This is a genomic window from Fischerella muscicola PCC 7414 (genome assembly GCF_000317205.1).
Lineage (GTDB): Bacteria > Cyanobacteriota > Cyanobacteriia > Cyanobacteriales > Nostocaceae > Fischerella > Fischerella muscicola.
Map to the genome: position 1 here is coordinate 31,781 of NZ_AJLK01000167.1, position 23,246 is coordinate 55,026.

19 protein-coding genes are annotated in these 23,246 nt (G+C 42.1%); 10 read left to right on the forward strand and 9 right to left on the reverse strand.

Features of this window, described 5'->3' with window-relative positions:
- Positions 1 to 273: 273 nt before the first annotated feature.
- From bioF to UYI_RS0126620, 3 genes are all read right to left on the reverse strand, one after another.
- Positions 274 to 1,440 carry an 8-amino-7-oxononanoate synthase gene (gene bioF / locus UYI_RS0126610; RefSeq protein ID WP_016869723.1) on the reverse strand — a complete coding sequence of 389 codons (1,167 nt, stop codon included), beginning with the start codon at positions 1,438 to 1,440 and terminating at the stop codon, positions 274 to 276.
- 213 nt (positions 1,441 to 1,653) lie between these two features.
- The gene (gene ruvA / locus UYI_RS0126615; RefSeq protein ID WP_016869724.1) at positions 1,654 to 2,292 is read right to left on the reverse strand and encodes a Holliday junction branch migration protein RuvA; all 639 of its coding nucleotides are present in this window, start codon (positions 2,290 to 2,292) and stop codon (positions 1,654 to 1,656) included.
- On the reverse strand, positions 2,292 to 3,041 hold the full coding sequence (locus tag UYI_RS0126620; protein ID WP_016869725.1) for a sucrose-phosphate phosphatase: 750 nt from the start codon (positions 3,039 to 3,041) through the stop codon (positions 2,292 to 2,294). Before UYI_RS0126620 ends, ruvA begins: the two co-directional genes overlap by 1 nt.
- An 840-nt stretch (positions 3,042 to 3,881) precedes the next feature.
- Here UYI_RS0126620 and UYI_RS0126625 point away from each other — a divergent pair.
- The 6 genes from UYI_RS0126625 (at position 3,882) to UYI_RS0126650 (ending at position 10,705) form a co-directional block, all read left to right on the forward strand.
- Entirely contained in the window at positions 3,882 to 5,750 is a 1,869-nt protein-coding gene (locus UYI_RS0126625) for an NAD(P)H-quinone oxidoreductase subunit F (protein ID WP_016869726.1), read from the forward strand.
- A 58-nt stretch (positions 5,751 to 5,808) separates the two neighbouring features.
- Positions 5,809 to 6,504 carry a carbonic anhydrase gene (locus UYI_RS0126630; protein WP_016869727.1) on the forward strand — a complete coding sequence of 232 codons (696 nt, stop codon included), beginning with the start codon at positions 5,809 to 5,811 and terminating at the stop codon, positions 6,502 to 6,504.
- Between the two features lie 187 nt (positions 6,505 to 6,691).
- The gene (locus tag UYI_RS0126635; protein WP_016869728.1) at positions 6,692 to 8,191 is read left to right on the forward strand and encodes an NADH-quinone oxidoreductase subunit M; all 1,500 of its coding nucleotides are present in this window, start codon (positions 6,692 to 6,694) and stop codon (positions 8,189 to 8,191) included.
- Between the two features lie 63 nt (positions 8,192 to 8,254).
- The gene (locus tag UYI_RS33475; protein WP_016869729.1) at positions 8,255 to 8,605 is read left to right on the forward strand and encodes a CDP-alcohol phosphatidyltransferase family protein; all 351 of its coding nucleotides are present in this window, start codon (positions 8,255 to 8,257) and stop codon (positions 8,603 to 8,605) included.
- A gap of 170 nt (positions 8,606 to 8,775) precedes the next feature.
- The gene (locus UYI_RS0126645; protein ID WP_016869730.1) at positions 8,776 to 10,098 is read left to right on the forward strand and encodes a CO2 hydration protein; all 1,323 of its coding nucleotides are present in this window, start codon (positions 8,776 to 8,778) and stop codon (positions 10,096 to 10,098) included.
- 208 nt (positions 10,099 to 10,306) lie between these two features.
- Positions 10,307 to 10,705 carry a DUF4112 domain-containing protein gene (locus UYI_RS0126650; RefSeq protein ID WP_016869731.1) on the forward strand — a complete coding sequence of 133 codons (399 nt, stop codon included), beginning with the start codon at positions 10,307 to 10,309 and terminating at the stop codon, positions 10,703 to 10,705.
- Positions 10,706 to 11,178: 473 nt separating this feature from the next.
- Here UYI_RS0126650 and UYI_RS0126660 read toward each other — a convergent pair whose 3' ends face one another.
- Positions 11,179 to 12,834 (reverse strand): FAD-dependent thymidylate synthase, encoded by a 1,656-nt coding sequence (locus tag UYI_RS0126660; RefSeq protein WP_026086192.1) that lies wholly within the window; start codon positions 12,832 to 12,834, stop codon positions 11,179 to 11,181.
- A 110-nt stretch (positions 12,835 to 12,944) separates the two neighbouring features.
- On the reverse strand, positions 12,945 to 14,054 hold the full coding sequence (locus UYI_RS0126665) for a carboxylate-amine ligase (protein ID WP_016869734.1): 1,110 nt from the start codon (positions 14,052 to 14,054) through the stop codon (positions 12,945 to 12,947).
- Positions 14,055 to 14,310: 256 nt separating this feature from the next.
- On the opposite strand from UYI_RS0126665, the gene pepE reads away from it, so the two are divergent.
- Together pepE and UYI_RS33480 are read left to right on the forward strand one after the other, a co-directional pair.
- A complete protein-coding gene (gene pepE / locus UYI_RS0126670; protein ID WP_016869735.1) occupies positions 14,311 to 15,024 on the forward strand; it encodes a dipeptidase PepE in 714 nt (237 codons plus the stop codon).
- A 70-nt stretch (positions 15,025 to 15,094) separates the two neighbouring features.
- The gene (locus tag UYI_RS33480) at positions 15,095 to 15,745 is read left to right on the forward strand and encodes an SDR family NAD(P)-dependent oxidoreductase (protein WP_016869736.1); all 651 of its coding nucleotides are present in this window, start codon (positions 15,095 to 15,097) and stop codon (positions 15,743 to 15,745) included.
- 276 nt (positions 15,746 to 16,021) lie between these two features.
- Here the strand turns inward: UYI_RS33480 and UYI_RS0126680 are convergent, their stop codons facing one another.
- From UYI_RS0126680 to UYI_RS0126690, 3 genes are all read right to left on the reverse strand, one after another.
- Positions 16,022 to 17,290, reverse strand: coding sequence for a hypothetical protein (locus UYI_RS0126680; protein WP_020476706.1), 1,269 nt, complete (start codon positions 17,288 to 17,290; stop codon positions 16,022 to 16,024).
- A gap of 191 nt (positions 17,291 to 17,481) precedes the next feature.
- The gene (locus UYI_RS39850) at positions 17,482 to 17,610 is read right to left on the reverse strand and encodes a hypothetical protein (RefSeq protein WP_258003590.1); all 129 of its coding nucleotides are present in this window, start codon (positions 17,608 to 17,610) and stop codon (positions 17,482 to 17,484) included.
- 514 nt (positions 17,611 to 18,124) lie between these two features.
- Positions 18,125 to 19,135: a hypothetical protein gene (locus UYI_RS0126690; protein ID WP_016869738.1), complete on the reverse strand. Its 1,011-nt coding sequence runs from the start codon at positions 19,133 to 19,135 to the stop codon at positions 18,125 to 18,127.
- 139 nt (positions 19,136 to 19,274) lie between these two features.
- Here UYI_RS0126690 and UYI_RS0126695 point away from each other — a divergent pair, with 139 nt between their 5' ends.
- Together UYI_RS0126695 and UYI_RS0126700 are read left to right on the forward strand one after the other, a co-directional pair.
- The gene (locus UYI_RS0126695; RefSeq protein ID WP_016869739.1) at positions 19,275 to 19,595 is read left to right on the forward strand and encodes a hypothetical protein; all 321 of its coding nucleotides are present in this window, start codon (positions 19,275 to 19,277) and stop codon (positions 19,593 to 19,595) included.
- 135 nt (positions 19,596 to 19,730) lie between these two features.
- Positions 19,731 to 19,928: a catalase-related domain-containing protein gene (locus UYI_RS0126700; RefSeq protein ID WP_016869740.1), complete on the forward strand. Its 198-nt coding sequence runs from the start codon at positions 19,731 to 19,733 to the stop codon at positions 19,926 to 19,928.
- Positions 19,929 to 20,004: 76 nt separating this feature from the next.
- Here UYI_RS0126700 and UYI_RS0126705 read toward each other — a convergent pair whose 3' ends face one another.
- On the reverse strand, positions 20,005 to 23,181 hold the full coding sequence (locus UYI_RS0126705) for a GAF domain-containing sensor histidine kinase (protein WP_016869741.1): 3,177 nt from the start codon (positions 23,179 to 23,181) through the stop codon (positions 20,005 to 20,007).
- Positions 23,182 to 23,246 lie beyond the last annotated feature (65 nt).

The window sequence follows — 23,246 nt, forward strand, 5'->3', positions numbered from 1 at the left end:
GATGGGGTGATGAGATGATGAAGTGGTATAAGCACAGGAGTCGATTTTTTACCATATTTTTAATCGTAAATTCACTAGCACTAAATAGATACCACAGTCCAGGCTAGGCGTAAAGCTCAGCTTTGTGCCTTAGTGCTTTGGTGGTTCAAAAGACACTAAGACACGAAGAAATAAAAACCAGCTTTGCGGAAAAGGTAGTATTTTTAAACGCAGAGTTACGCAGAGTAAGCGCACCAGGGACGCGGAGGTTTGAGGAAGATTATTCGCTGGGGATTAATGAAATATCAGACTTAGCTGTTCTATTAATTTATTAATATGTGTTTGCTCATGAGTTGCCATGAGAGAAATTCTGATTCTACTGGTAGGAACGGTGGGAGGACGAATCGCAGGGGCAAAAATACCAGCAGATTTGAGTTGGTTTCCTGCTTGGAGTGCGTCTGTTGCACTAGCAAATTGTAGACAGAGAATGGGTGATTCTGAAGGTAGTAGTTTAAGATTGGGTAAGTATTGGTGTATTAATTTTTTTAAGTAATCTACATTTTTCCACAATTGAGTGCGGCGTTGTGGTTCTTGTTGAATAATATTTATTGCCGCTAACGCTGCGGCTGTATCTGCGGGTGAAAGGGCTGTAGTGTAAATCCAACTCGGGGCGCGATTTCGTAAATAGTCGATGAGTGTTGCACTTCCAGCTACATAGCCACCCAAGCTACCTAAAGCTTTACTCAATGTCCCAATTTGTACTAATTGCTTACCTGTACAGCCGAAATGTTCGACGCACCCTGCACCTGTTTTTCCTAATACCCCAGTTGCGTGGGCTTCATCGACTAGCAGCATACAGCTAAATTCTTGGGCTAGATCAATTAGTGCAGGTAAAGGACATAAATCTCCATCCATGCTGAAGACGCTATCGGTAGCGATCAAACAGCGTCGATAGTCTGGGCGTAATCTTTGTAACTCGCTTTTGACTGCTTCAACATCACAGTGGGGGTATTCAACAATTTTTGCACCACTGAGAATTGCCCCATTTTTCAGGCTGGAGTGATTATACTGGTCAGCTAAAACTAAATCTCGCTTGCCTACTAAGGCTGTGATTGCACCCAAATTTGCTAGATAGCCAGAACTGAATACAACTGCATCTTCTGTTTGCTTGAGGGATGCGATCGCTTTTTCTAGTTCTCTGTGTATTTTTCTGTGTCCACTGAGTAGTCGGGAACCAGTACTGCCAGTGCCAAATTCTTGCACAGCAGCAGTAGCTGCAAGTATCAAACGCTCATCCCCAGCTAATCCCAAATAGTCATTACTGGCAAAATTAATTACTTCCTGCCCCTGGAGTAACACTGTCGCACCAGGACAACCCTCGATGGTTTGTACCGAACGATACCAGTCTGCACGGTGAATTGTTGCCAGAGATTGTTCTATCCAAGCGTAGGGATCGGACATTGGGGAGGTGGGGGGGACAAGGGAGAGGGGGGAGACAAGGAAGACAAGGAGGACGACTTGGGGGACGGGGTGACGCGGAGGGAGAAAAACTAAATAACTAATGACAAATGACTAATAACTACTAACAAACCAACAACCACCAACAACTAACCACTAACGAATAACTAATAATGAACAACTAATAACTAAATAATAATAAATAATTACTATTGACTAATGACTACATTCAGTACTACTAAGATGAGCGATCGCTTGTCTGAGCCATTCTTCTACGTATGCGTCTTTTGGTAGTCCAATGTCTTCGCTAACTACATGCAAAGCGTGACTTACTTCAGTTGGAGTGTACCCCAATGCAAGCAGAGCCATTTGCACTTCTTCGAGAATTCCTGGTGCTGGACCGCCTGTAGCGACGAAGAAGCCTGCTGTTTTGCGCCATTCGATTAATTTGCTTTTCAATTCCAAACAAATGCGTTCTGCGGTTTTTTTGCCAACGCCAGGCGCTTGAATTAACAGTTGAATATTACCAGTGATAATAGTCTGGACTAATTCTGGAAGTTCCAGAGTATCTAATAAAGCGATCGCCAAAGCAGCACCGATACCACTCACACTCAGCAAGTGGCGAAATACGTCCCTTTCTGCTGGGGAACCAAAACCGTACAGCAACGGCACTTCCTCACGAATTTGGTAATGGGTAAATACTTGTACTTCACCTCCCGATTCTGGTAGCTGCTGTGCTAACCGTGCCGGGATTTGTAAATCGTAACCAATACCATTGACTTCGAGAGTGAGGATATGACGATTTCCACTCTGTTTTTGAATGCCAGCAACGATGCCTTTAAGATAACTAATCATTATTCCATCAGTCCAAAATATCTTAAGCCTTCCAAGATACCACCTGCACAGGCATTTTGTGCCAAGTAGCGGTGGTTAGCGGGATTTTCATTGTGCCACTGGAGTAACTCCTGACGAGCATTCCCAACAATAATCCCCCGTTCATTGCCTGTTGCGAATAAAGCAATATCATTACCAGAATCACCACAGACAACAGTTTGCTCTGCTACAAATTTCCACTTTTGACGAAGAAACTGTACTGCCTGACCTTTATCGCTCCTGCGAGGCACAATGTCAAGGTCTATACCGCTACTGTAGATTAACTTTACATTTAAATTAGATTTGAGCAATTCCGACTCTAGTTTTGGTAAAACTGCTACAGATGCCTCCTGTTCTAAGAAAAAACTTACTTTGAAAGGACGCTGTTCAGAATTTGGTTGTGGTTTTAACTCAGTGAATTCCGCTGTTTTAGCTAACACTAAATTTCTGTCCCAACCCTGTGAAAGTATTGCTGCCCAAGTTGAGTCTGGGCTGTCGCTACCATCCAAGTATATTTCTGTTCCTACAGATAAAATCAGGGCATCTGGTTTAAGAAGATTTTTTTCTTCTTGCAGTTCACGGTACAGAACAGGCGATCGCCCAGTAGCATAAACAATCTTGGTACCATATTCTTTACGATGTCTTTGCAGGCGCTCATTTAATAACAGCAGCGCTTGATCATCGCCTACGAGAGTATGGTCTAAATCAGTTACAAATAAAAATCCAGCCATGGCTACCTCTTTGTGCTAGCTCTACACCAAAAGTGTATGCCGTTTTTGCACCAATCTTATCTGCTTGGTGTATTAGTGCCTTAGTGGTTAAATAAAATTTGTATTTCACCACAAAGACATCAAGACACAAAGAAAATTTAATTTTTAGGATTGCACCACCACAGAGTTAAGTATTAAATTTAACTTAAAATTCCTGTAAATAATTGCACTCACACTTAGCTGCGATCGCTCAAAATTATGGTCGGTAAATCTGCGGTAACTAAGCAATTGAGTCACCCCCAAATAAACTGCGCCCTAATAGCCCCAGCCTACTTTTAGTAGACTGAAATGAATAACTCCTTCAACCCATTTAAGTGGGTTCTGGCCCCGCGTCCCAAATTTATTTGAGGGCGGATTTTGGGCTAATGAAATCCATCGAACTCACGTTAATGGTGAAAAACCAACAATCACCAATTAGCAATTACCAATCACCAGTTTTATCCATTAAAGTCTCGCTTATGAGGTTTCATAAATAAAAACCTATATTTATCATAGTATTTTTCTTAAAATTTTAGTCTTGACATTTACCACTTTACTTATGACGCAAAGTATGCAATTGAGAACAATAGATTTAAAACAATAGTAACTATAGGATAAAAAATGTATAAGAATTTATTACAGTAGTTATCGTCGAATTGTCTAGGTAAGTAATTCCATTTTGGGACATATAAGGATAATCTATATTTAACAAGATTAAGCAAATATAAATTTGTTTGAACTCCCATAGCAACGTTGTCTGGAAGTAACGGTTGTGAAAACACAACCGCTATTTAGTCTTGCTGCAAATCTAGAGGTGAGTTAATGGCTCAGTTCCTGCTTGAAACGGTTTGGTTAGTACCTTTATATGCGTTAATAGGTGGGCTTTTAGCTGTACCATGGTCGCCGGGAATTATTAGGCGTACGGGGCCAAGACCGGCAGGGTATGTCAATTTAGTCATGACATTTTTAGCATTTCTTCATGCTACTTTGGCATTTCCTGCTACCTGGAATCAGCCTGCGTATCAAGTATTTATACCTTGGTTGAGTACTGCGGGTTTAAATCTCTCCATTGATTTAGAAATTTCCTCGGTCAGTGTTGGCGCAATGATCGTAGTCTGTGGCTTAAATTTGCTAGCACAGATTTATGCCATTGGCTACATGGAAATGGACTGGGGTTGGGGACGTTTCTATTCTTTGTTAGGAATGTTTGAAGCGGGACTATGCGCCCTGGCTTTGTGCAACAACCTATTCTTTAGCTATGTAATTCTAGAGATCCTGACTCTCGGAACCTACTTGCTCGTTGGATTATGGTTTATCCAACCTTTAGTAGTCACTGGGGCGAGAGATGCATTCCTAACTAAGCGGGTAGGCGACTTATTCCTGTTGATGGGGGTACTGGCACTATGGCCTTTATCGGGAACTTGGAATTATACAGAATTAGCAGAGTGGGCAGCTACTGCTGATGTCAATCCAACAGTAATCGCACTGGTTGGTTTGGCGCTAATTGCAGGGCCAATGGGTAAATGCGCCCAGTTCCCTTTGCACCTGTGGTTAGATGAGGCAATGGAAGGGCCTATCCCCAGTACAATTTTGCGTAACTCAGTAGTAGTTGCGAGTGGTGCTTGGGTGCTGATTAAACTACAACCTGTTTTTAACTTATCGCCGATAGTCTCTAGTGCGATGATTGGTATTGGTGCAATCACGGCGGTAGGTGCTTCCTTAATTGCGATCGCTCAAGTTGATATTAAACGCTGTTTGTCTTACTCTGTGAGTGCCTACTTGGGTTTGGTGTTTATTGCCGTAGGTACACAGCAAGACGAAGCGGCGCTGTTGTTGGTACTTACCCACGCTTTAAGTGCAGCATTACTGGTAATGAGTACAGGTGCTGTTGTCTGGAACAGTATCACCCAAAATGTTACTTTGTTGGGTGGACTATGGTCACGTCGTCCAGTCTCCGGCTTAGCTTATGTAGTTGGTATTTTGGGGCTAATTGGTTTTCCACCTCTAGGTAGCTTTTGGGCATTGTTGAAATTAGCAGATGGACTATGGACAACTAAACCTTGGCTAATTGGGGTAGTAATAGCAGTCAATGCTTTAACAGCTTTTAGCTTAACCAGAGAATTCTGTCTCGTGTTTGGTGGTAAACCCAAGCAAATGAGTGAGCGATCGCCTGAAGTTGGCTGGCAAATGGTGTTACCGATGATCATTTTGATGAGCTTTACTCTTCATTTACCTTTAATTTTGCAAAGCTTATCACTTCTACCTAGTTGGGCTGAATTAAATAAAGATGTTGCACTACTGCTAATTTGGTCAAGCATTTTTGGTTGCAGCATCAGTGGTGTAATTTATCTAGGCAATGTGCCAAAACCAATTCGCCTACCTTGGAAAGGTTTACAAGATTTAATTGCCTACGATTTTTACACTCCCAAACTCTATCGGATGAGTATTGTTTTGAGTGTTGACCTCATTTCTAAACTAGCCGACATTGTTGATCGTTTCGTAGTCGATGGCATTGTTAACTTGGTTGGTTTAGCTTCCATTGGTGGTGGCGAAAGTCTTAAGTATAGTACCTCTGGACAAACCCAATTTTATGCCTTCACTGTTCTGTTAGGAGTAGGTGTTTTAGGAATATTCGTCACTTGGCCCTACTGGGGAAATCAGTTCTTAGACATGATGTATTTGTCTCGCTAACAGTGCATTGAGTAATAGGCGATCAGTTTTGTATCTCTGGTATTTGAGGAGCATCTAAGTGAAGAGAATTTTTTCCAGAAGAAATATACTGAAGCTAGGTGCAGGAGCATTAGGTACAGGAGTGGTAACAGCCGGTGTTGGCTCTCAATTAGTTTCTCCACCAAAAGTAATTGCCGAAAATAATATATCTCCCGACCAAGCATTAAAAGAACTCATCGACGGTAATGAACGGTTTGTCAAAAGAAAACAAAAAAAGCGTAATCACTATACACGTCTAGTAGAAGTTTCCAAAACTCAGAAACCGTTTGCTTCTATTCTCAGTTGTGCAGATTCACGTGTTCCTTCAGAGATTATTTTTGACCAAGGATTTGGTGATTTATTTGTATGTCGTGTGGCTGGAAATATCGCGATACCAGAAGAAATTGGCAGTCTCGAATTTGGCAGCTTAGTATTAGGTTCAAAAGTAATCATGGTACTAGGACATGAAAGATGTGGTGCGGTAGAGGCCACAATCAAAGGCGCTCAAGTCCCAGGTCAAATTGGTAGTTTACTGGCTGCCATCAAACCAGGTATTGAAAAGTCAAAAAATCAGCCTGGAGACAAGTTAGAAAATGCTTGTAAAGCCAACGTTTTGGCACAAGTAGAAAAATTGAAACAATCGCCAGTTCTCTCTCAATTAATTCAAGAAAATAAACTCAAAATTGTTGGTGGATACTATGATTTAGATACTGGCAAAGTAACAATGGTCAGTTAGCAAATTTACTAATTCTGTCGGCACAAATAAAGCGAACTGATGAGGAGCGTCAATAGTTAATTGTCAATGTTCATTTGTCACTCGGTATGGGATGAGTAATTAATTTTTCTCCCTTGTCCTCCTTGTCTCCCTTGTCTCTCTTTCCTTCGTCCGTACTTTAACAACATCAATTTTACCATTCCAAATTATGCTCAGTGTTTTAATTTGGCTCCCGATTTTTGCGGCTGCGATCATCGCATTATTACCTGGAAATATTTCTGCCAATCGTGTGCGTTTAGGAGCATTGTTTGCTTCTGGAACAGTACTGTTGTGGAATCTTTTTCTCTTACTCAAATTTGATATCAACAATCCAGGGATGCAGTTACAAGAGTATCTCCCTTGGAATGAAACCCTTGGTTTAAGCTATCAGCTTGGGGTAGATGGACTTTCGATTTTGCTGCTGATTTTAAATGGTTTGCTCACCTGGATTGCTATTTATAGCAGTAGTCAGCAAACAGAACGTCCCCGGCTTTTCTACTCGCTGGTATTGTTAGTGAGTGGTGGAGTAGCAGGTGCTTTTTTAGCAGAGAATTTATTATTATTCTTCCTGTTTTACGAACTAGAATTAATACCCTTTTATCTGCTAATTAGCATTTGGGGTGGTCAAAGACGCGCTTATGCTGGTATTAAATTCCTGATTTATACTGCTGTTTCCGGTGCATTAATTCTGGCTAGCTTTTTGGGTATTGTCTGGGTGACAGGTTCCTCTAGCTTTAATTACGATGCCCTTTCTACTCAAACTCTATCAGCAACATTACAAATCATTCTGTTGGTAGGAATCATACTCGGTTTTGGGATTAAAATCCCCTTGGTTCCTTTACATACCTGGTTGCCAGATGCTTACGTTGAAGCTTCCGCCCCGATTGCCATTCTGCTTGGTGGTGTGCTGGCGAAGTTAGGAACTTACGGAATTTTGCGGTTTGGGATGGCTTTGTTTCCCGATGCTTGGAGTACTCTCGCACCAAGTTTGGCAATTTGGGGTGCAGTCAGTGCCATGTATGGGGCAGTAACAGCGATCGCTCAAAAAGACATCAAGCGCATGGTGGCATACAGTTCCATCGGTCACATGGGTTACATTCTCCTGGCTGCTGCTGCTAGTACTCCCCTTGCCCTTGTTGGTGCAGTTGCCCAAATGATTAGCCACGGTATTATTCTTGCCATTCTCTTCCACCTAGTCGGAGTTGTAGAAGCCAAGGTGGGAACCCGTGAATTGGATGTCCTCAATGGCTTAATGAATCCCATACGCGGTTTACCCCTAACCAGTGCCTTACTAGTTTTAGGCGGTATGGCTAGCGCGGGTATTCCTGGAATGACAGGATTCATCTCTGAATTTATCGTTTTCCAAGGTAGTTTCTCTGTCTTTCCCTTGCCTACCCTATTGTGTGTAGTTGCCACTGGCTTAACCGCCGTTTACTTTGTCATCCTCCTCAACCGTACCTGTTTTGGTAAACTCGACAACAACCTTGCCTATTACCCACGAGTCTTATGGCACGAAAAAATGCCAGCCCTAGTTTTGGCAGCCTTGATATTGTTCTTAGGGGTACAACCTACTTGGTTGGTACGTTGGGCTGAACCAACAACAACAGCAATGGTTGCAACCATTCCTCCCATCGAAAAAGCAGTGACTCAGCAAGTAGCCTTGAAATAAAGGATGAAATATGAAGGATGAAGGATGAAGTATTAAAATGTACAATTCTTTTCATCCTTTGTTATGAATCTGACATTAATTCCAAGTGGACTAGTACTACTTCGCTTTTTGATTTCTCCCTTCCTTCTTTGGGATGCCTGGGATGGTAAAACTAGTATTTGGTTCATCACTACTTTTGTTGTTGCTTTCCTCTCAGATATTTTGGATGGCGTCATAGCTAGACGGCTTGGTGTTAGCAACGCCCAACTACGGCAAGCCGATAGCTGGGCTGATGTCTGTCTCTATGTTTGCATCGCTGCTAGTGCCTGGTTAGTGTATCGAGATACTGTCATAGCTTATCGCTTACCTTTATTGAGGATTGCGCCGTTCTACTTAGTTGTATTGTTGGCGTCATTCACACTGTCGAAGAAATAGCCATGATATTGATATTACCAGTGTGGACACATGATGTTTTGAGTATTTTTCATGCTTTGAAGATACGTGAAGAAACTGGTTGTTAGTTGTTAGTTAGTTGTTGTTTGGTATTAACTCCAAACAACAATCAACAATCAACAACCAACTATTCCTAAAAAAAGGAGCTAAAAATGGTACAAGCACCAGATAAACCTACAACTAAATTACCGCCTTCTACTCATGAATTTGCAGAAATAATTCACCGTTTAGAAGCTGGCGGTTCAATGTTACCAGATACGCCAGAAAATTTGATGCAAATTATCGGCATTTATAAGGCTTATGCAGTGCCGATGGATTTCTACTGGCGTGATTTGCTTTATATTGCTGAACAGGTTTTTTTAGATCCCTTTCCCTTCTTTAAATACTTCATTTCTCAGGAGTATTTAGAGCGGCATAATCATTATGCTGGTGACGATGCTGATTTGCGAATTTGGCGCGGTGAAGCAACAGCCCATCCAGAACTTTTGGCATTTATGGAAAAGGGTGAAACCTTTAAAATGCCAAAATTACTTCATCATTGGTTTCATGACCGCATAAATATGGAATTTGCTGAAGAGTGTATGCGGGCAATGCTTTGGCATCGTCATATGTACGCACCAGTGAATCAATTTGATGCTTATCTGGACAGTGAAGAATACAAAGCCAATGCCGATCGCGCTATTAAGGCCTACTTCCAAGGCAACCCCTTAATGTTGGGACTCTATAAACTGTTTCCTGATATGTTTTTGGAACAGTGCCGCCAGATGTCTTATTACGCTAACCTGGGCTTGTTCTGGGAAGTCATGGCGCCGGTTTTCTTTGAAATGTCGGACATCTATGATGAAGGTGGATTTAAAGGTGTCCCCGATGCCATGAATTTCTTAGTCAATGGAATTTTTGCGATCGCAGGTCGTCCTATTTACCATCATGTTTATATACGGGGAGAATGTTACGAAATTATCCCCAAATCTAAGGGTTTTACCTGGCTGTACGAGGCTGCATTACCTTATGTAGAGGCTGTTTTCTATCGTACTTCTCCCTTCCGAGGTACAAAATCTTACAATGCTCAAGCCAGACAAATACCTGACAAGCAAGAAGATTTTCACTACGGTATTTTATATGCCGATGTATTTCCTGTAGGGACAGCGGGCATTCCACCAACACTTTTAATGCAAGATATGTTGCATTTCTTGCCCCAATATCTTGTGGATTATTACAAACAATACTGTCGGGGTGAGGACGATATGTTGATTCAGTTGGGAATTAGTTTCCAACGGTCAATGTACAACGTTACTTCTGCGGTGATTCAAGCTTTACGGACTGCACTTTTATATCCATTAGATGATCCAAATCCCAAACATTTACAAGCAAATCGTGAATTTTTTGAAGCACAATTAAATCGTTTTTGTCGTCCTGAATATGGTATGCGTGATGCTGCCCGTCTACGGCAAATTCAGCGACAGGATTATAGATAAATCCTGAGTTACAAGATCCCCGACTTCTTAAAGAAGTCGGGGATCTGGGCTTTAGAATTCTCACTAATCATATAGGTTTTTTATATCAATCCCCCTTAAGCAAGGGGGCTTTATTTTAAATGTCAAAATAAAACCTCCTTGCGGTACAAGACGAATAATTGAAAGTAGTGCAACCTAAGAGTAGTGTAAATATTAAATCTAGTAAATTATGGATGCTGCTAAACGCCTTGCTACTCTCAACCGCATTCGTAAACTTAGCCAACTGATGGATACATCTATACGTATTCCTTTGATCGGCTTTCGCATTGGACTAGACCCCATTATTGGTTTAGTTCCAGGTGCTGGTGATTTAATTAGTACAGGATTTTCGGCTTACATTATATATTTAGCTACCCGCTTTGGTATACCACGCCAAGACTTAGCCAAAATGATTTTCAACGTTGGTTTAGAAGCAGTTGTTGGCAGTGTGCCTTTAGTAGGTGATTTATTTGATGCTTTCTATAAGTCCAATATCCGTAATTTGGCAATTTTAGAACAACATTTAATGGTAGTTGAACCGGAACTTGAAGAATCGGAACTTGAAGAATTGGTTTCAATTAACTCTTAATTCCAACTTTCCCTCTCATGATAAAACTTAGTTCCCTGCTCGCAAACTTTACGGTGTACACTTTAGATTTGCCTTGAAAATAGCGATCGGGGATGAACCTAACAGCAAACCCATAATCCATCGGTGTACATCTGTGTTCATCGGTGTTCGTTCTTTCATCCCCTCCTTGTGGGCAATTGCCCCTGGGGGCTTGTCTTGAAAATATGGGAAAGGGGAACTCGGGGGCCCCACTTCCCCAAGGGAGTGGGGATTAGGGGCAACGGGGAAAGGGGAAGAACTATATTTCATGTCCTTGTTGTGTAATTTATCATATGACCGTCTAGTTTGAAAATGGGTATAGGAGTGTAAAGGTGTGGGGGTGTAGGAGGAGTCAAATTTTCATTCCTTAGGTTGTGGGCATAGGGATGTTCGCCCTGCGCGACTTCCCGCAGGGTAAACTAACATTCTAAGCATTTGTTGGGTTTCCCAAAGCCTCAACCCAACCTACAGTTATCCTTTACTTGGTTTTGATTTAATTGCTGCAATTTTGTATCAATTCTCTGCTCTGCTGCTAATCGCTCTAAAGCATAATCATTAAGGTCTACAAAATGCATATTAGCTACTAATGTTGGATGAACAGCATTAATTTGCTGATATATTTCTTGGGCAACTGTGCGGTAGGAAGGATGTCCTTGTCGCGAACTTCGTAATTCCACAAGATGATAAACTTCCCGGAGATTCAACTTAATTCGCCAGCGCACTCGATAGGCGAAAGGTACAACATATTGTGCTGCATCTGGTAAGTCTTGACTAATCAACTCAGTTGTTTCGGCTGCATAATCCAAAGCTTTGCAGTAGGTTTGGGCAAGGTTTGCTTCTTCCAGTTCTGTTGGCACTACGTACCCATGACGAACACAGTAGTGTTGACGTTCTTGTGTGAGAACACGATGTCGATGTAAATCACGATACGCACCAATATCAGCTAGCACATCAAACGTGTAGTAGATTTGTTCAAAAGCACGTCCAGGTCGATGAAATCGTGACTCGCGATCGCCTACATAAGTGTTGATAATTTCTACTCGCTCTTGGCTGGATAAACCAACAACGTATTCTTGAATTTGCTCGAATGTCAAATCAGTGTGAGGATAAAGGATGGCTGCAACAATCTTGACCTCGGCATCTGGATCGTACTCAACTAATTGAACAGTTGAGCTTGCTGGTGGTTGAATTTGCCCTAAATGTTTTTGTGCCAATGATTGTGTACGACCCCAATTTGTTGATAAGTAACTCGAATATTGAGCGCCCCGTTCAGTTTTGGCACGCTTGACAAATGAAGGTATAATTTGATCTAGTTCTTGTTGCATACAAGCCCCAAGGTTACGCACTTCTGGGTGAGGTGAAGCAGCAAGCTTGACTAGCAAATACTCAAATGCCCGTCCGTTACCAAACAATCCAACATTAGTCAGAGTTGCCATTGGCAGTAAACCACGCAACAAGTCCAAAGTTTTAGCTTTTGTAGCATTGTTATATGCTCGATCAGAAGTAGTCGTATCTTTAGGAGTACGCTGTTGTACCCAACTCAACAAAGGCTCAATTAAATGAGTGTAAGTATCGAATAAATGATCTAATGTTGCCTCATATCGCTGTGCATGACTTGATGCCATTATTGACGGTTCCCGATAGTAGCGGTAGCGCCCGTTGATTTTACGATTAAAAGGAACATATCTTGTTGACTTCTCTAACGGAGAAATTCCTAAACGACTGTCTTCCAGTGCTTTTGCTGCAATATTACTAATTCCTTCACAGGCAAGGTGTGCGCCTCCTAGTTCTGCTACTGAGTCATCACCATAACCAATCAACACCCGATCATAAAAAGCTTCTGCTTGTTGAATCGCCACTAATTGATCAGCACCATTGTCAGATCCTCCACCGACAATCCGAGCAAAACTAGCTTCTGGTGCTTTAATAAACTCATCCAGTAGAATACGCCGTAAGCTTTTATCACTACGGCTATAGCGAGAGAACAATGCACCCTTGACAACTTCAGGCAAGTTCCGCAAACCAAAGACAGCACGATCCGAATTTGTGATAAAAGGCTGTAGTAATAAGCTCTCCTGTTGGGTGAGCGACTCTTCCAAAAATTCTTGCATCATTTACCACCTCAGTTTAGTGCTGCGATTGTTCGCCTATCAATCGCCGTTGGACACTTCACTATTATTAATGATGAATTAGCTTGACTGTGTTTCGGTTTACAACTTCTCTAAACTTTTGCTGTCTGGGCAACAATGAAATCAACAACATCCTCCAGGGATCCTCTACGCTTGTAGACTTCGCGTTGCTGTGTTGCGCTATTCCCTTTTTGGATCGTTTCTAGCACGATTGATGAAACTTCGTCCCAGTCTCCATACTCTTCTAAGGATGGACGCACAAAGGTGAGGAACCTCTTAACTAGTTCCTGTGCTGGAACAGCACATTCTTGTTCAACATCTATCAATTCTGCATCCAATCCGTAGCGTGCAGCACGCCAATTAGCAGCACGTATAAGTTCGTAGCGTGCCACTTCTAACGGCTCGTTTGCCTTTGCTTGCTTATAACAAGTCCGTGCTAACGCTCGTATTAGTCCCGCAATCATTACAGCTTCGTCTACCGTCATGCACACATCCGTGACACGGAACTCTAGTGTCGGGAAACGCTCAGAAAGACGTATATCCCAGTAGATTTTTGTCGCCTCCTCTACACTTTTAGTTTTCACCAAAGCTTCTACAAGCGCTTCATATTCAGCAAGTGAGGAGAAAAATAAGGGTGGGCCCGATATTGGCCATCTGCTCCAAATTTGAGTGCGATAGGAAGCATAACCAGTATCTGTACCTAACCAAAAGGGCGAAGAAGCAGAAAGTGCCAGCAGTGGGGAAAGCCATACTCGCGCACGGTTCATCACACTGATTGCCCGAGAGCGATCGCTGATGCCAATATGGACATGACAACCAAAAATCATGAGTTCGCGGGTGAGCTGTTGATAATCTTGCATCAGCGTTTGATAACGCTGTTTGGGCGTAATCTGTTGTTGTTCCCAAGATGAAAATGGATGCGTTCCAGTAGCGGCGATTTGATTACCGTCAACGGCTGCTGCTGCAATTACTGAGTGGCGCATACCTACAAGCGAAGCGCGCACCTCAGAGAGCGTGCGACAGACTGGTGTACCAATCTCTATTTGTGAGAGCTGAGCTTCAGGCTGCACCTTTTCACCAAGAGCTTCCCGTGCGATGGGGAGAATCTGCTGCACGCGCGAACAAAGCTCACGCGTTGTAGGGTTAATAATTTGATATTCCTCTTCAACACCGATTGTGAAGTCTTCTGCTTGGGGTGGCATAGCAAATGTCTCCTTCGCTTAGAGGCGAACAGGGTTGCTGTTTTGGTGGGATCTTTGATCTGGTAGTGGCAATTATGCCCTTTAGGCACAGCAGATTACGTCAGGCAATAGGGAGAATATTTTGCCTAAGGACTGTACCATTAGGACTAATACATGTTCTATTAAAATCAATCTTTGATTTGACGAAACTTAACACTGATGCTATCGCCTGTTAACCTAAAAACGAACCATTAAATACTGTCATAATTTGATTTTTATGAAAAAAAGATTATTATTGCTCAGTAATTCAACAAATCTTGGTGAAAGTTACTTATTTTATGCTCATCAAGAAATCAAGAAATTCTTAGGAGAATCTGTTCAAAAAATATTGTTTATCCCCTTTGCAGGTGTGACTTTAACTTATGATGAATATACCGAGCGAGTTGGAAAAGTATTTAAAAATTTAGGTTATAAAATAGAAGGTATTCATGGCTCGGAAAATGATCATGAATTGATTGCAAAAGCAGAAGCTATAGTAGTCGGAGGTGGAAATACTTTTCATCTGATTCATTGGTTACACAAAAGTCGAGTTATTGAAATAATCAGAGAAAAAGTAAATCACGGTACACCTTATATTGGATGGAGCGCAGGCTCAAATGTCGCTTGTCCTACAATTAAAACAACTAATGATATGCCAATCATTGATCCTATAAGTTTTAGCGCCTTAAATTTAGTTCCATTTCAGATAAATCCTCACTATACAGATGCAGTTATTCCCAATCATAATGGAGAGTCTAGAGAAAAAAGAATTAAAGAATTTTTAGTTGTCAATCCTGATATTTATGTTGTTGGCTTCAAAGAAGGAACTATGTTGAATATTGAAGGTACATCAATTAAATTAATAGGTAATCAAACAATGCGTTTATTCAAGTTTGGAGAACCAATCGTTGAATATGACTCCAATTCCAATCTCGATTTTCTGCTCAAATAGCTGCCTAATCTTTGGCTAAAGTCAATTCTTGCGATAAGTAAACAAGAGTTATTCCTACGATTTTTTGATCATGGATTTAACAAATAAGACCCTAATTGTCACAGGCGCTTCCCGTGGTCTTGGTCGAGCGCTAGCATTGGAGTTAGCGCGTGTCGGAATTAACCTGGTGCTATCAGCTCGCACACCAGAACCTCTACAGGAAACACAAGCACACGTGAGTGGACTGGGTGTAAAGGCGGAAGTTGTGGTGGGAGATGCTGCTGTTGCTCAAACTGTCCAAGAGATGGTGATGACAGCTCAATCTCTCGGAAACTTTTATGGTTTTATTCATAACGCCGGGGTTTTAAATCCAGGCCCGCTTTTGTGGGAACTACCAGAGAATCAATGGCTTGAGGTGATTGACTCTCATCTCAATGCGGGATACCAACTCATTCGCCAATCCGTTCCACAGCTTTTGCAGGCTGGTAGTGGTATTGGGGTTTTTGTTGGTTCAGGTGCAGCCTCCTCCAACCTAGCAGGAATTGGAGCCTATGCAGTCGCCAAGGCGGCGCTGGAACATCTAGCTCGACAGCTAGCTACTGAAGCTCCACAAATCACTAGTTTTGTCTATCGACCTGGTGTAGTGGAGACGCATATGCAACAGCAGGCTCGTACTGCTGTTGGTGGTGGTTCTCAAGTACTTCATCGGGTTTTTCGAGGCTACAGCAACAAGGAATATTAAGGACTCCCCAAGAAGCTGCTGCGGCTTTGGTGCGAATCCTTACGGATAATCCGCGCTCTTTTCACGGTAAAATTGCTAACTTTCCTTGAGATGGCGATCGCTTCATAAGTGGAGTACTAGTGGTCTGTTTCATTAGCTCTGAAAGGTAAAAAAACTAACCGCAAAGACGCCAAGTACGCCAAGATGAAGAGGACAAAAGGGTAATTCATTCAATTATGTAACCCCTCAAAATTAATGATACAGACTGTTAGAGACTTGTACCCTCCGATTTTCCGGTCAATCCCTCGCAATCCTGATGAATGGAATAATTTTCTGAGCAGGATCACTAGCTATTTGTACCCAAACACTCATCAATCCTGATTCACTATCAAATTTGAACTCGGGTCTGTTGAGTGTATAGCCTAGCTGTTCTATATTTTGCGAGTGTTCGTTGAGGTCTTTTGCTGTGATTAAACGTCTATTTCTATCAATGTGAAAATATAGAGTTGCTTGCCACTGCTCGTATTCATTGTGAGCGCGGTCTAAAATAATTCCTAACTGTTCAAAATAACCAATAATAATATTTGCTAACCATTGATCGTCGCGAGTCGGTGTAGACCAATACTGAGGACGTTTGAGAGCTTTGATTTCCTCTTCTTTTTGCGCTAGCCGCTCCATAGCCTTTTCTAACTCTGCAATCACGTTTTTTATATATTGCTCATCCTTAGCGGCTAATCGCTCCGATTCTTCTAGTTTTGCTAAGACGTGGGCATAACTAGGCTTTTGATTTCCGATTTTAGCTAACCCGCTTTTGGCTTGTTCCTGATTGACTGTATTGTAGAATTTCAAGCGATCGCTAATAGTTAATGTTCTGATAAATTTAACTTTCAAAGATGCCAATTCTTCGTGAATTTGACTGTAAATTTCAATAGTATCATTCACAAAACCAAGATTTTCATTGCGTTCAATTTGTGTAATCAAGTTTTTGTAGTTAATAGATTTACTGTCAAGCTCACTCTTAAATTTATTTAATCTGGTGATAATTCTTTCATCCTTAATTTGCCTAAGTTTGGCATCTATTGATTTTTTTAGCTTTTCAATACACTCTTCTATATGGGTATTTAAAATTTCTTTGATGTTGAATAAAAACTTGTCTATAACAGCATCGGCAAATAACTTTTCTTCTTCTGCTTTACCTTGATAAACTTCTAACTCAGCCTTGAGATTGGCAACTGTATCTAACAATTTCTTGTTAACTGATTGCTCTAGCCGTAATCGGTTCTCAATTCCGAGTTTGGTCTCTACTTCCTTGGTTAATTGAGCAATTTTCTCATCTTTGGGTTTAATAAAAGCTTCTATCTGATTATTGGCATTGTCTTCATACAGATGATAACTGGCTTCATTGACTATTCCGATCGCAGCACTGCTTACAGCCACAATCCAAGCAAGTGTTTTTGCATTCGGATTTTCGCTTTTGACAGCCGTTACAGCAGCTAAGAAGGTTAAACAACCTGCGATCGCGTTAATGACATTCCTGGGCTGTCTTAAAGAGATTTTATGTGTCATAATAATATCCTTAATCTCCTGTTTCGCCTATCAACCAAACAGCTTGAAACGGATCGTAGATAAATAAATACTTATTACTTATGTGTATAGAAATACTTAACTACCGGACATTTTGCACCTGTTTTTAAATTTGTCTGCAAGGATTTTCTCCTAAAAAATCAAATTATACTCTATAAAATCCTAAACGATAGTTATTGAAGTTGTTTGAGGGGAATTGCCCCTCCATCCACCATGAGGGAATAATTATCCAGCGATCGCTCATCAAAACTTTCTGTAGAAGTCGGCAAAAGATCAAAACACAAAGGGATAGAATCTTTCAACTATGCACCAGACAACGTCAACACTAGCCATAACTGCGTGATCTAAGGTTGCGTTGGCAAAGTAGATAGTATTGGTAGATCAGTCTAATTCTCTAAAACTCTCCACTTCCAATGACGACAATAGTTATACCTTAAATCGGATTTTAGATTGTGAAACATTTGCTGGATAAGCTTTGTAGCTATCCATCTGTCGCAATCATTTTTCCAATTGGTAGTTACTATAAGTAATGAATACTAATGCTCCTGAGCATAAATTCTCGGCATTACATTCATCGGTCTACCATCGCTCATCAAATGGGCGATTGAGCTACTTGTAGGCAGCATTCTAGAACTTGTCTATACCTTTGCATCTCGCAGTCATTCGATTTTAGATTTTGGATTTTGGATTTTGGATTGACTCCACAAATTTTTCTGGGACGGCGCCCCATACTCGCCCGCTGCTTTGCAGTCCACACCTGGGCTTGTACCATCAAAGAAGCATTGGTCAACGAGCGAAACTTTGATACAGGTTTTTTCACAACTCTAGTTTTTTCTTTAAAATTGGTTTTTGCTGAGGATGGCTGCGATCAAAATTATCCTTTTTAGGTTTAGGTGCTTGCTGTACTCTGGGCTTATCTTTCTTAGATGCTTGCTGAACTGTAGCTTTATCTTTTTTGGATGCTTTGAGAAATCTGGGTGGAGTTTCTTGGGGTGGAGCTAATAGTGCTACAAAACCGAAGACATCACGCCCAGGCAGAAATTTCGCCTTGAGGGTGACAAATGCCGGTTGGCCTTGGTCTTCTTTGGCGGCTTTGGGATTAAATCTAAAGGGTCTGACTGGCGCATCTTTCCAAAGCAAAGGTAAATGGCTAGCCTTCATAAATTTTACCTTTTGGGCAGGTTCGGCTTGCTTAATATATTCCAGTCTTTCGTGAGTAAAGTTGCGGAACACAGAGATACAAGGAGTAGAGCAAACAGGAATAAACTGCCATAGTCCTGAGAATTTAAACTCTAGGTCTAGTAGCTCTCCTGAAACTGCCTCTTCAACTCGCCCTCGGTCAAAGCCAACTAGCTGAAAAGCGATGCGATGCGGTTGCTCTTTGCGTGGAAAATGAATTGCTTTTGGATAAACAACCAGACGTTGATTACGGTTGCCAGTTGCTTCTATTTCTTTTTGGAGAGCTTCAAATACTTTGCGTTTGCGGGGAACATAGAAAAGTGGGTATTGACAGCGACCGATAGTTACAGTGCTTTTACCATCCTCATTTATGTTGACCTCCCCAGTAATAATCCCAACAGCCTGAAATATCGCTCCGGAATCTTCAATCTCTATTTGTGACTCAGTATCCTGATTAACCTGCTCGTCCTCAGATAGGCTTTGCAGCAAAGAAGCAGCCTCATCCGAAGCTGGGGAAGTTTGTAGAGATTGGTCTGGAGAAGTTAGGGAAGTTTTTTCCTCTTCCCCTGCTTGCCCAAAATCCACCGAGGATTGCAACTCAGTATTAATAGGCTCATTAGGGTTAGGTTCGGCAAATGCCATAGCCATAATTGTTGTTCTTTTTTGAAATCGCTAATTATTCTATTTTATTGTCTACAAATTGTCTACAACACTGTAAACAAAAACGTAGACATTTTGTAGACAAGACTTTACTATGTATACAATTACGTATACATAAGTCTACAGAATGGCTAGTAAAGTAATCTCGTTTCGGCTAAGTGAACTCGAAATTCAAGCATTGTCAGCGTTGCAAATTACCGAGGATGAGTCACTAAACCAAACTGCGGCTAGGTTGCTCAGGAGTATTCTGGGCACGTCTACAACTGCGTCTACAGTGTCTACGAGTGTAGATATCAGAGAGATAGTTAGACAGGAAGTAGAAGCGGTAGCTTTATCTACACCATCTACATTCGTAGACATTAGAGAGATGGTGAGACAGGAAGTAGAAGCGGCGATCTCCCAGGTCAAAGGTGAGGTGGATAAGCGATTGGGGGAATTAGCCGCCTGAGAGAACAGGCTGAATCTCCCAGGCTAAAATCTAAGCCAAATGTTTGAGGCAGGGCGCGATCGCACTGCTGAAATGGATTAAATATTACAATTTATTGCAATTTCTGCTGATAAGCTATTAAGTCAAAGTCATTTGATGACACCCGAGCAACAGGAACGTCTGATCCAAAACATCGTGGGCAGTTTGAGTCAAGCACGACATGAAATTCAGATACGCCAACTCTGCCATTTCTTCCGCGCTGATGTGAATTACGGTCATCATGTAGCAGAAGGCTTAGGAATTGCGATCGATCCATCGATGATACCAACGTCTGCTCAACCGGTCGGGGCATAATATCATGCCAGATCCCCGACTTTTTTAAAAAAGTCGGGGATTAAAAACTAATTCACATTAGGCATAATTTGACTATCTACTGGTTTTTTATAGTTGTCCCCTGACGAATCGGCAACTCAATCACAAACTCTGTGCCTTTACCAAGTTCAGATTGGCAGTAGATTTTGCCGTTGTGTTTCTCTGTGACAATCTGGTAGCTGATAGAAAGCCCTAAGCCTGTGCCTTTACCAACAGCTTTGGTGGTAAAAAATGGATCAAACAACCGAGACAGTACCTTTTCATCCATGCCAAGTCCGTTGTCGGCAATCCGAATGTCAATCCAGTCTTTATTGAGTAGGGAGGTAGAAATTCGGATTTTGCCGGGGTTGGCTGCAATCACTTCGGGAGTAGTTTGGAGATTTCGCTCTTCTAAGGCATCAATGGCATTAGAGAGCAAATTCATAAATACCTGATTTAACTGACCAGGGTAGCATTCTATCAAAGGTAATGTATCATAATCTTTGGTCACATGAATGGTGGGGCTATCGGTTGAGGGTTTCAAGCGATGTTGCAAAATCATCAACGTACTGTCGATACCTTCATGAATATTTGCTGGTTTGAAGTCAGCTTCATCTAGACGTGAGAAGTTCCGCAAAGAAGTGACAATTTCGCAAATGCGCTCAGTGCCGACCTTCATCGACTGGAATAATTTAGGTAAGTCGTCGAATAAAAATTCTATTTCGGCTTTCTTGAAAAACTCCTGTATCTCCGGTGCGGCATTGGGATGATAATGTTGATAAAGTTCCACACAGCGGAGTAAATCTTGTGTGTATTGGTGAGCGTGTTCCAAATTGCCATGAATGAAATTAATCGGGTTATTAATTTCGTGGGCAACCCCCGCCACTAGTTGTCCCAAACTTGCCATTTTTTCCGCATGGATAATTTGCATTTGGGCAGTACGTAACTCATTGAGTGCCTGTGCCAGTTGATTTGCTTCCTTACGGGTTTGACCCAGCAAACTGGATTGTTGGAACAAGTTGGCTTGACGTAGCGCTACACTGAGTTGAGCCGCCACTTGGGTAACAAATTCCAATTCAGCTTCTTCCCAATGACGCGGATGGGTACATTGGTGAATGCACAACAAACCCCACAGTTCGTCACCTTCCATCAGTGGCACAACAATCTGTGCTTTGACTTGGAATCGTTCAATGACATCCAGATGAGGCACTTTAGAGCCAACGCTGTTGATATCAGAGATTACTTGTACTTGTCCTTGGCGATATTGCGGTGCGAAATGGTCGCCGAAGCAATAGTCTTGCACCTTGACAGTGAGGGCAGAATTAAACTGGGGTAGCACGTCTTCAGCAATAAATTCACCGCTACAAAAACCGACATCAGGGTCAAAGCGGAAGATGCCGACTCGATCTGCTGTTAGCGATCGCCGCACTTCCTGTACTGTGGTATTCAAGATTGTCTCCAAATCCAACGATTCCCGAATTTTGACGACGAGATCAAATAAAATCCGGCGCTGTTCAGCCGATTGATGCAGTTCATCAGCGCGAGTTTGGATTTGGGTCATCATTTGGGAACTTTGCAGTGCTACTCCCAGTTGGCTGGCAACCTGACCCAAAAATTCTACTTCCACACTATCCCATTGGCGTGGTGCAGAATGTTGATAGGCAGCCAGTAATCCCCACAGATTCCGTCCCACAAAAATAGGGGTCAATACATAGGCACGAATCTTAAACTGTTCCAAAATATCTAGGTGACAGCGCGAGTGTCCGACTTGGTAAATATCTTCTACAGCAAAATTTTCGTTGTTGCGGTAGCGTCCGCCTTTGGTTTCTTGCAGGTAGGTATCTTCCCAAACAAGATTTTTGCCAAAGGGATTGATGCTGTCCCACTGGGCTTCTACCATACCGAAATGACTGACAAATTCGCCACTCCAGTCTGGATTAAAGCGATAAACCCCAACCCGTTCAACTCGCAGCAATTTGCACACTTCTTGGCAAGTGGTTTTGAGGATTAAATCAATATCTAGGGAGGAGCGGATTTTCCCCACCACTTCCGTCAGTGCCCGTTGCCGGGCGATCGCATCTTGTAAGGCACAAGCCTGTTGTTTCGATTGAGCCAAATTTTCGGCTTGCTGAATCGCAACTCCCAATTGCGCCCCTACTTGCCCAAGGAACTCAACTTCATAATTTGCCCATTGGCGCGGCCCAGAGTGTTGATAGGCTGCTATCAATCCCCACAGTTTTGGCCCGATGAAGATGGGCGCTAAAACATAGGCCCGAATCTTGAATTGCTCAAGAATATCAATGTGACAGCGTGAGTGACCAACCAGGTAAATGTCGTTGACGACAAAACTTTCATTATTACGGTAGCGCCCACCTTTGGTTTCTTGGAGATAGGTATCTTCCCAAACCAGATTTTTGCCAAATGGGTTGATTCTATCCCATTGTGCCTCCACCATGCCGAATTGACTCACAAATTCACCGCTCCAGTCTTCATTGAAGCGATAAATTGCTGCCCGTTCTAGCTTCAGGAGTTTGCAGAGTTCTTGACAGGTGGTATCTAGAATAATTTCGGTGTTCACAGAAGAGCGAATATTCCCCACCACTTCCGTCAAAGCACGTTGCCTGGCAATTGCATCTTGCAGTTCTGCTGTGCGTTGTTTGGTTTGGTCTAGAATTTCTGCCTGCTGCATTGCCACACCAAGATAGCTTGCGGCTTGGGCGATGAATTCGACTTCGTGAGAATACCATTGTCGAGGAGCAGAGTGTTGATAAGCTGCCAGCAAACCCCACAGTTTTGCACCAATAAAAATAGGTGCGATCGCATAGGCCTGAATCTGAAACTGTTCTAACACCTCAACATGACAACGAGCGTGTCCGGCGTCGTAAATATCAGCCACAGCAAACGGCTCGTTTTTGCGATATCGCCCTCCCTGAGTTTCTTGCAAATGGGAATCTTGCCACACCAAGTCCTGTCCAAAGGCAGTTAGTGTATCCCAGGGTGGTTCTGCAAAGCCAAAACTATTGATAAAATTTCCGCTCCAATCGGGGTTGAAGCGATAGATTGCAACTCGCTCAATCTTCAATTGCCGACAAATATCTTGACAAGAAGTCGAACACAGGGATTCTAGGTTTACAGATGCACGAATTTTAGCCAGAATTCTCGCCAAAATTTTTTGATACTGAACCGCTAGCTGTAGCTGGTTGTGACACTCTTGCTGGTCTGAAGGGCTTGCAGTTTCATAACCGTTTTTTATCATAAGGTTTAAGGGAAATAAAGTACCTATTTTCAGTGTTCCCTTATTTACTTTTCAAATAACGGTTT

Bases quoted from the DNA above. Each gene is read 5' to 3' on its own strand.
- UYI_RS0126700 (WP_016869740.1), top strand. From the start codon at position 19,731: ATGACACCCGAGCAACAGGAACGTCTGATCCAAAACATCGTGGGCAGT.
- UYI_RS0126620 (WP_016869725.1), bottom strand. From the start codon at position 3,041: ATGGCTGGATTTTTATTTGTAACTGATTTAGACCATACTCTCGTAGGC.
- UYI_RS0126645 (WP_016869730.1), top strand. From the start codon at position 8,776: ATGGTACAAGCACCAGATAAACCTACAACTAAATTACCGCCTTCTACT.
- UYI_RS0126660 (WP_026086192.1), bottom strand. From the start codon at position 12,834: ATGCAAGAATTTTTGGAAGAGTCGCTCACCCAACAGGAGAGCTTATTA.
- ruvA (WP_016869724.1), bottom strand. From the start codon at position 2,292: ATGATTAGTTATCTTAAAGGCATCGTTGCTGGCATTCAAAAACAGAGT.
- UYI_RS33475 (WP_016869729.1), top strand. From the start codon at position 8,255: ATGAATCTGACATTAATTCCAAGTGGACTAGTACTACTTCGCTTTTTG.
- UYI_RS0126690 (WP_016869738.1), bottom strand. From the start codon at position 19,135: ATGGCTATGGCATTTGCCGAACCTAACCCTAATGAGCCTATTAATACT.
- UYI_RS33480 (WP_016869736.1), top strand. From the start codon at position 15,095: ATGGATTTAACAAATAAGACCCTAATTGTCACAGGCGCTTCCCGTGGT.
- UYI_RS0126665 (WP_016869734.1), bottom strand. From the start codon at position 14,054: ATGCCACCCCAAGCAGAAGACTTCACAATCGGTGTTGAAGAGGAATAT.
- UYI_RS0126625 (WP_016869726.1), top strand. From the start codon at position 3,882: ATGGCTCAGTTCCTGCTTGAAACGGTTTGGTTAGTACCTTTATATGCG.
- pepE (WP_016869735.1), top strand. From the start codon at position 14,311: ATGAAAAAAAGATTATTATTGCTCAGTAATTCAACAAATCTTGGTGAA.
- UYI_RS0126650 (WP_016869731.1), top strand. From the start codon at position 10,307: ATGGATGCTGCTAAACGCCTTGCTACTCTCAACCGCATTCGTAAACTT.
- bioF (WP_016869723.1), bottom strand. From the start codon at position 1,440: ATGTCCGATCCCTACGCTTGGATAGAACAATCTCTGGCAACAATTCAC.
- UYI_RS0126680 (WP_020476706.1), bottom strand. From the start codon at position 17,290: ATGACACATAAAATCTCTTTAAGACAGCCCAGGAATGTCATTAACGCG.
- UYI_RS0126705 (WP_016869741.1), bottom strand. From the start codon at position 23,181: ATGATAAAAAACGGTTATGAAACTGCAAGCCCTTCAGACCAGCAAGAG.
- UYI_RS0126695 (WP_016869739.1), top strand. From the start codon at position 19,275: ATGGCTAGTAAAGTAATCTCGTTTCGGCTAAGTGAACTCGAAATTCAA.
- UYI_RS0126635 (WP_016869728.1), top strand. From the start codon at position 6,692: ATGCTCAGTGTTTTAATTTGGCTCCCGATTTTTGCGGCTGCGATCATC.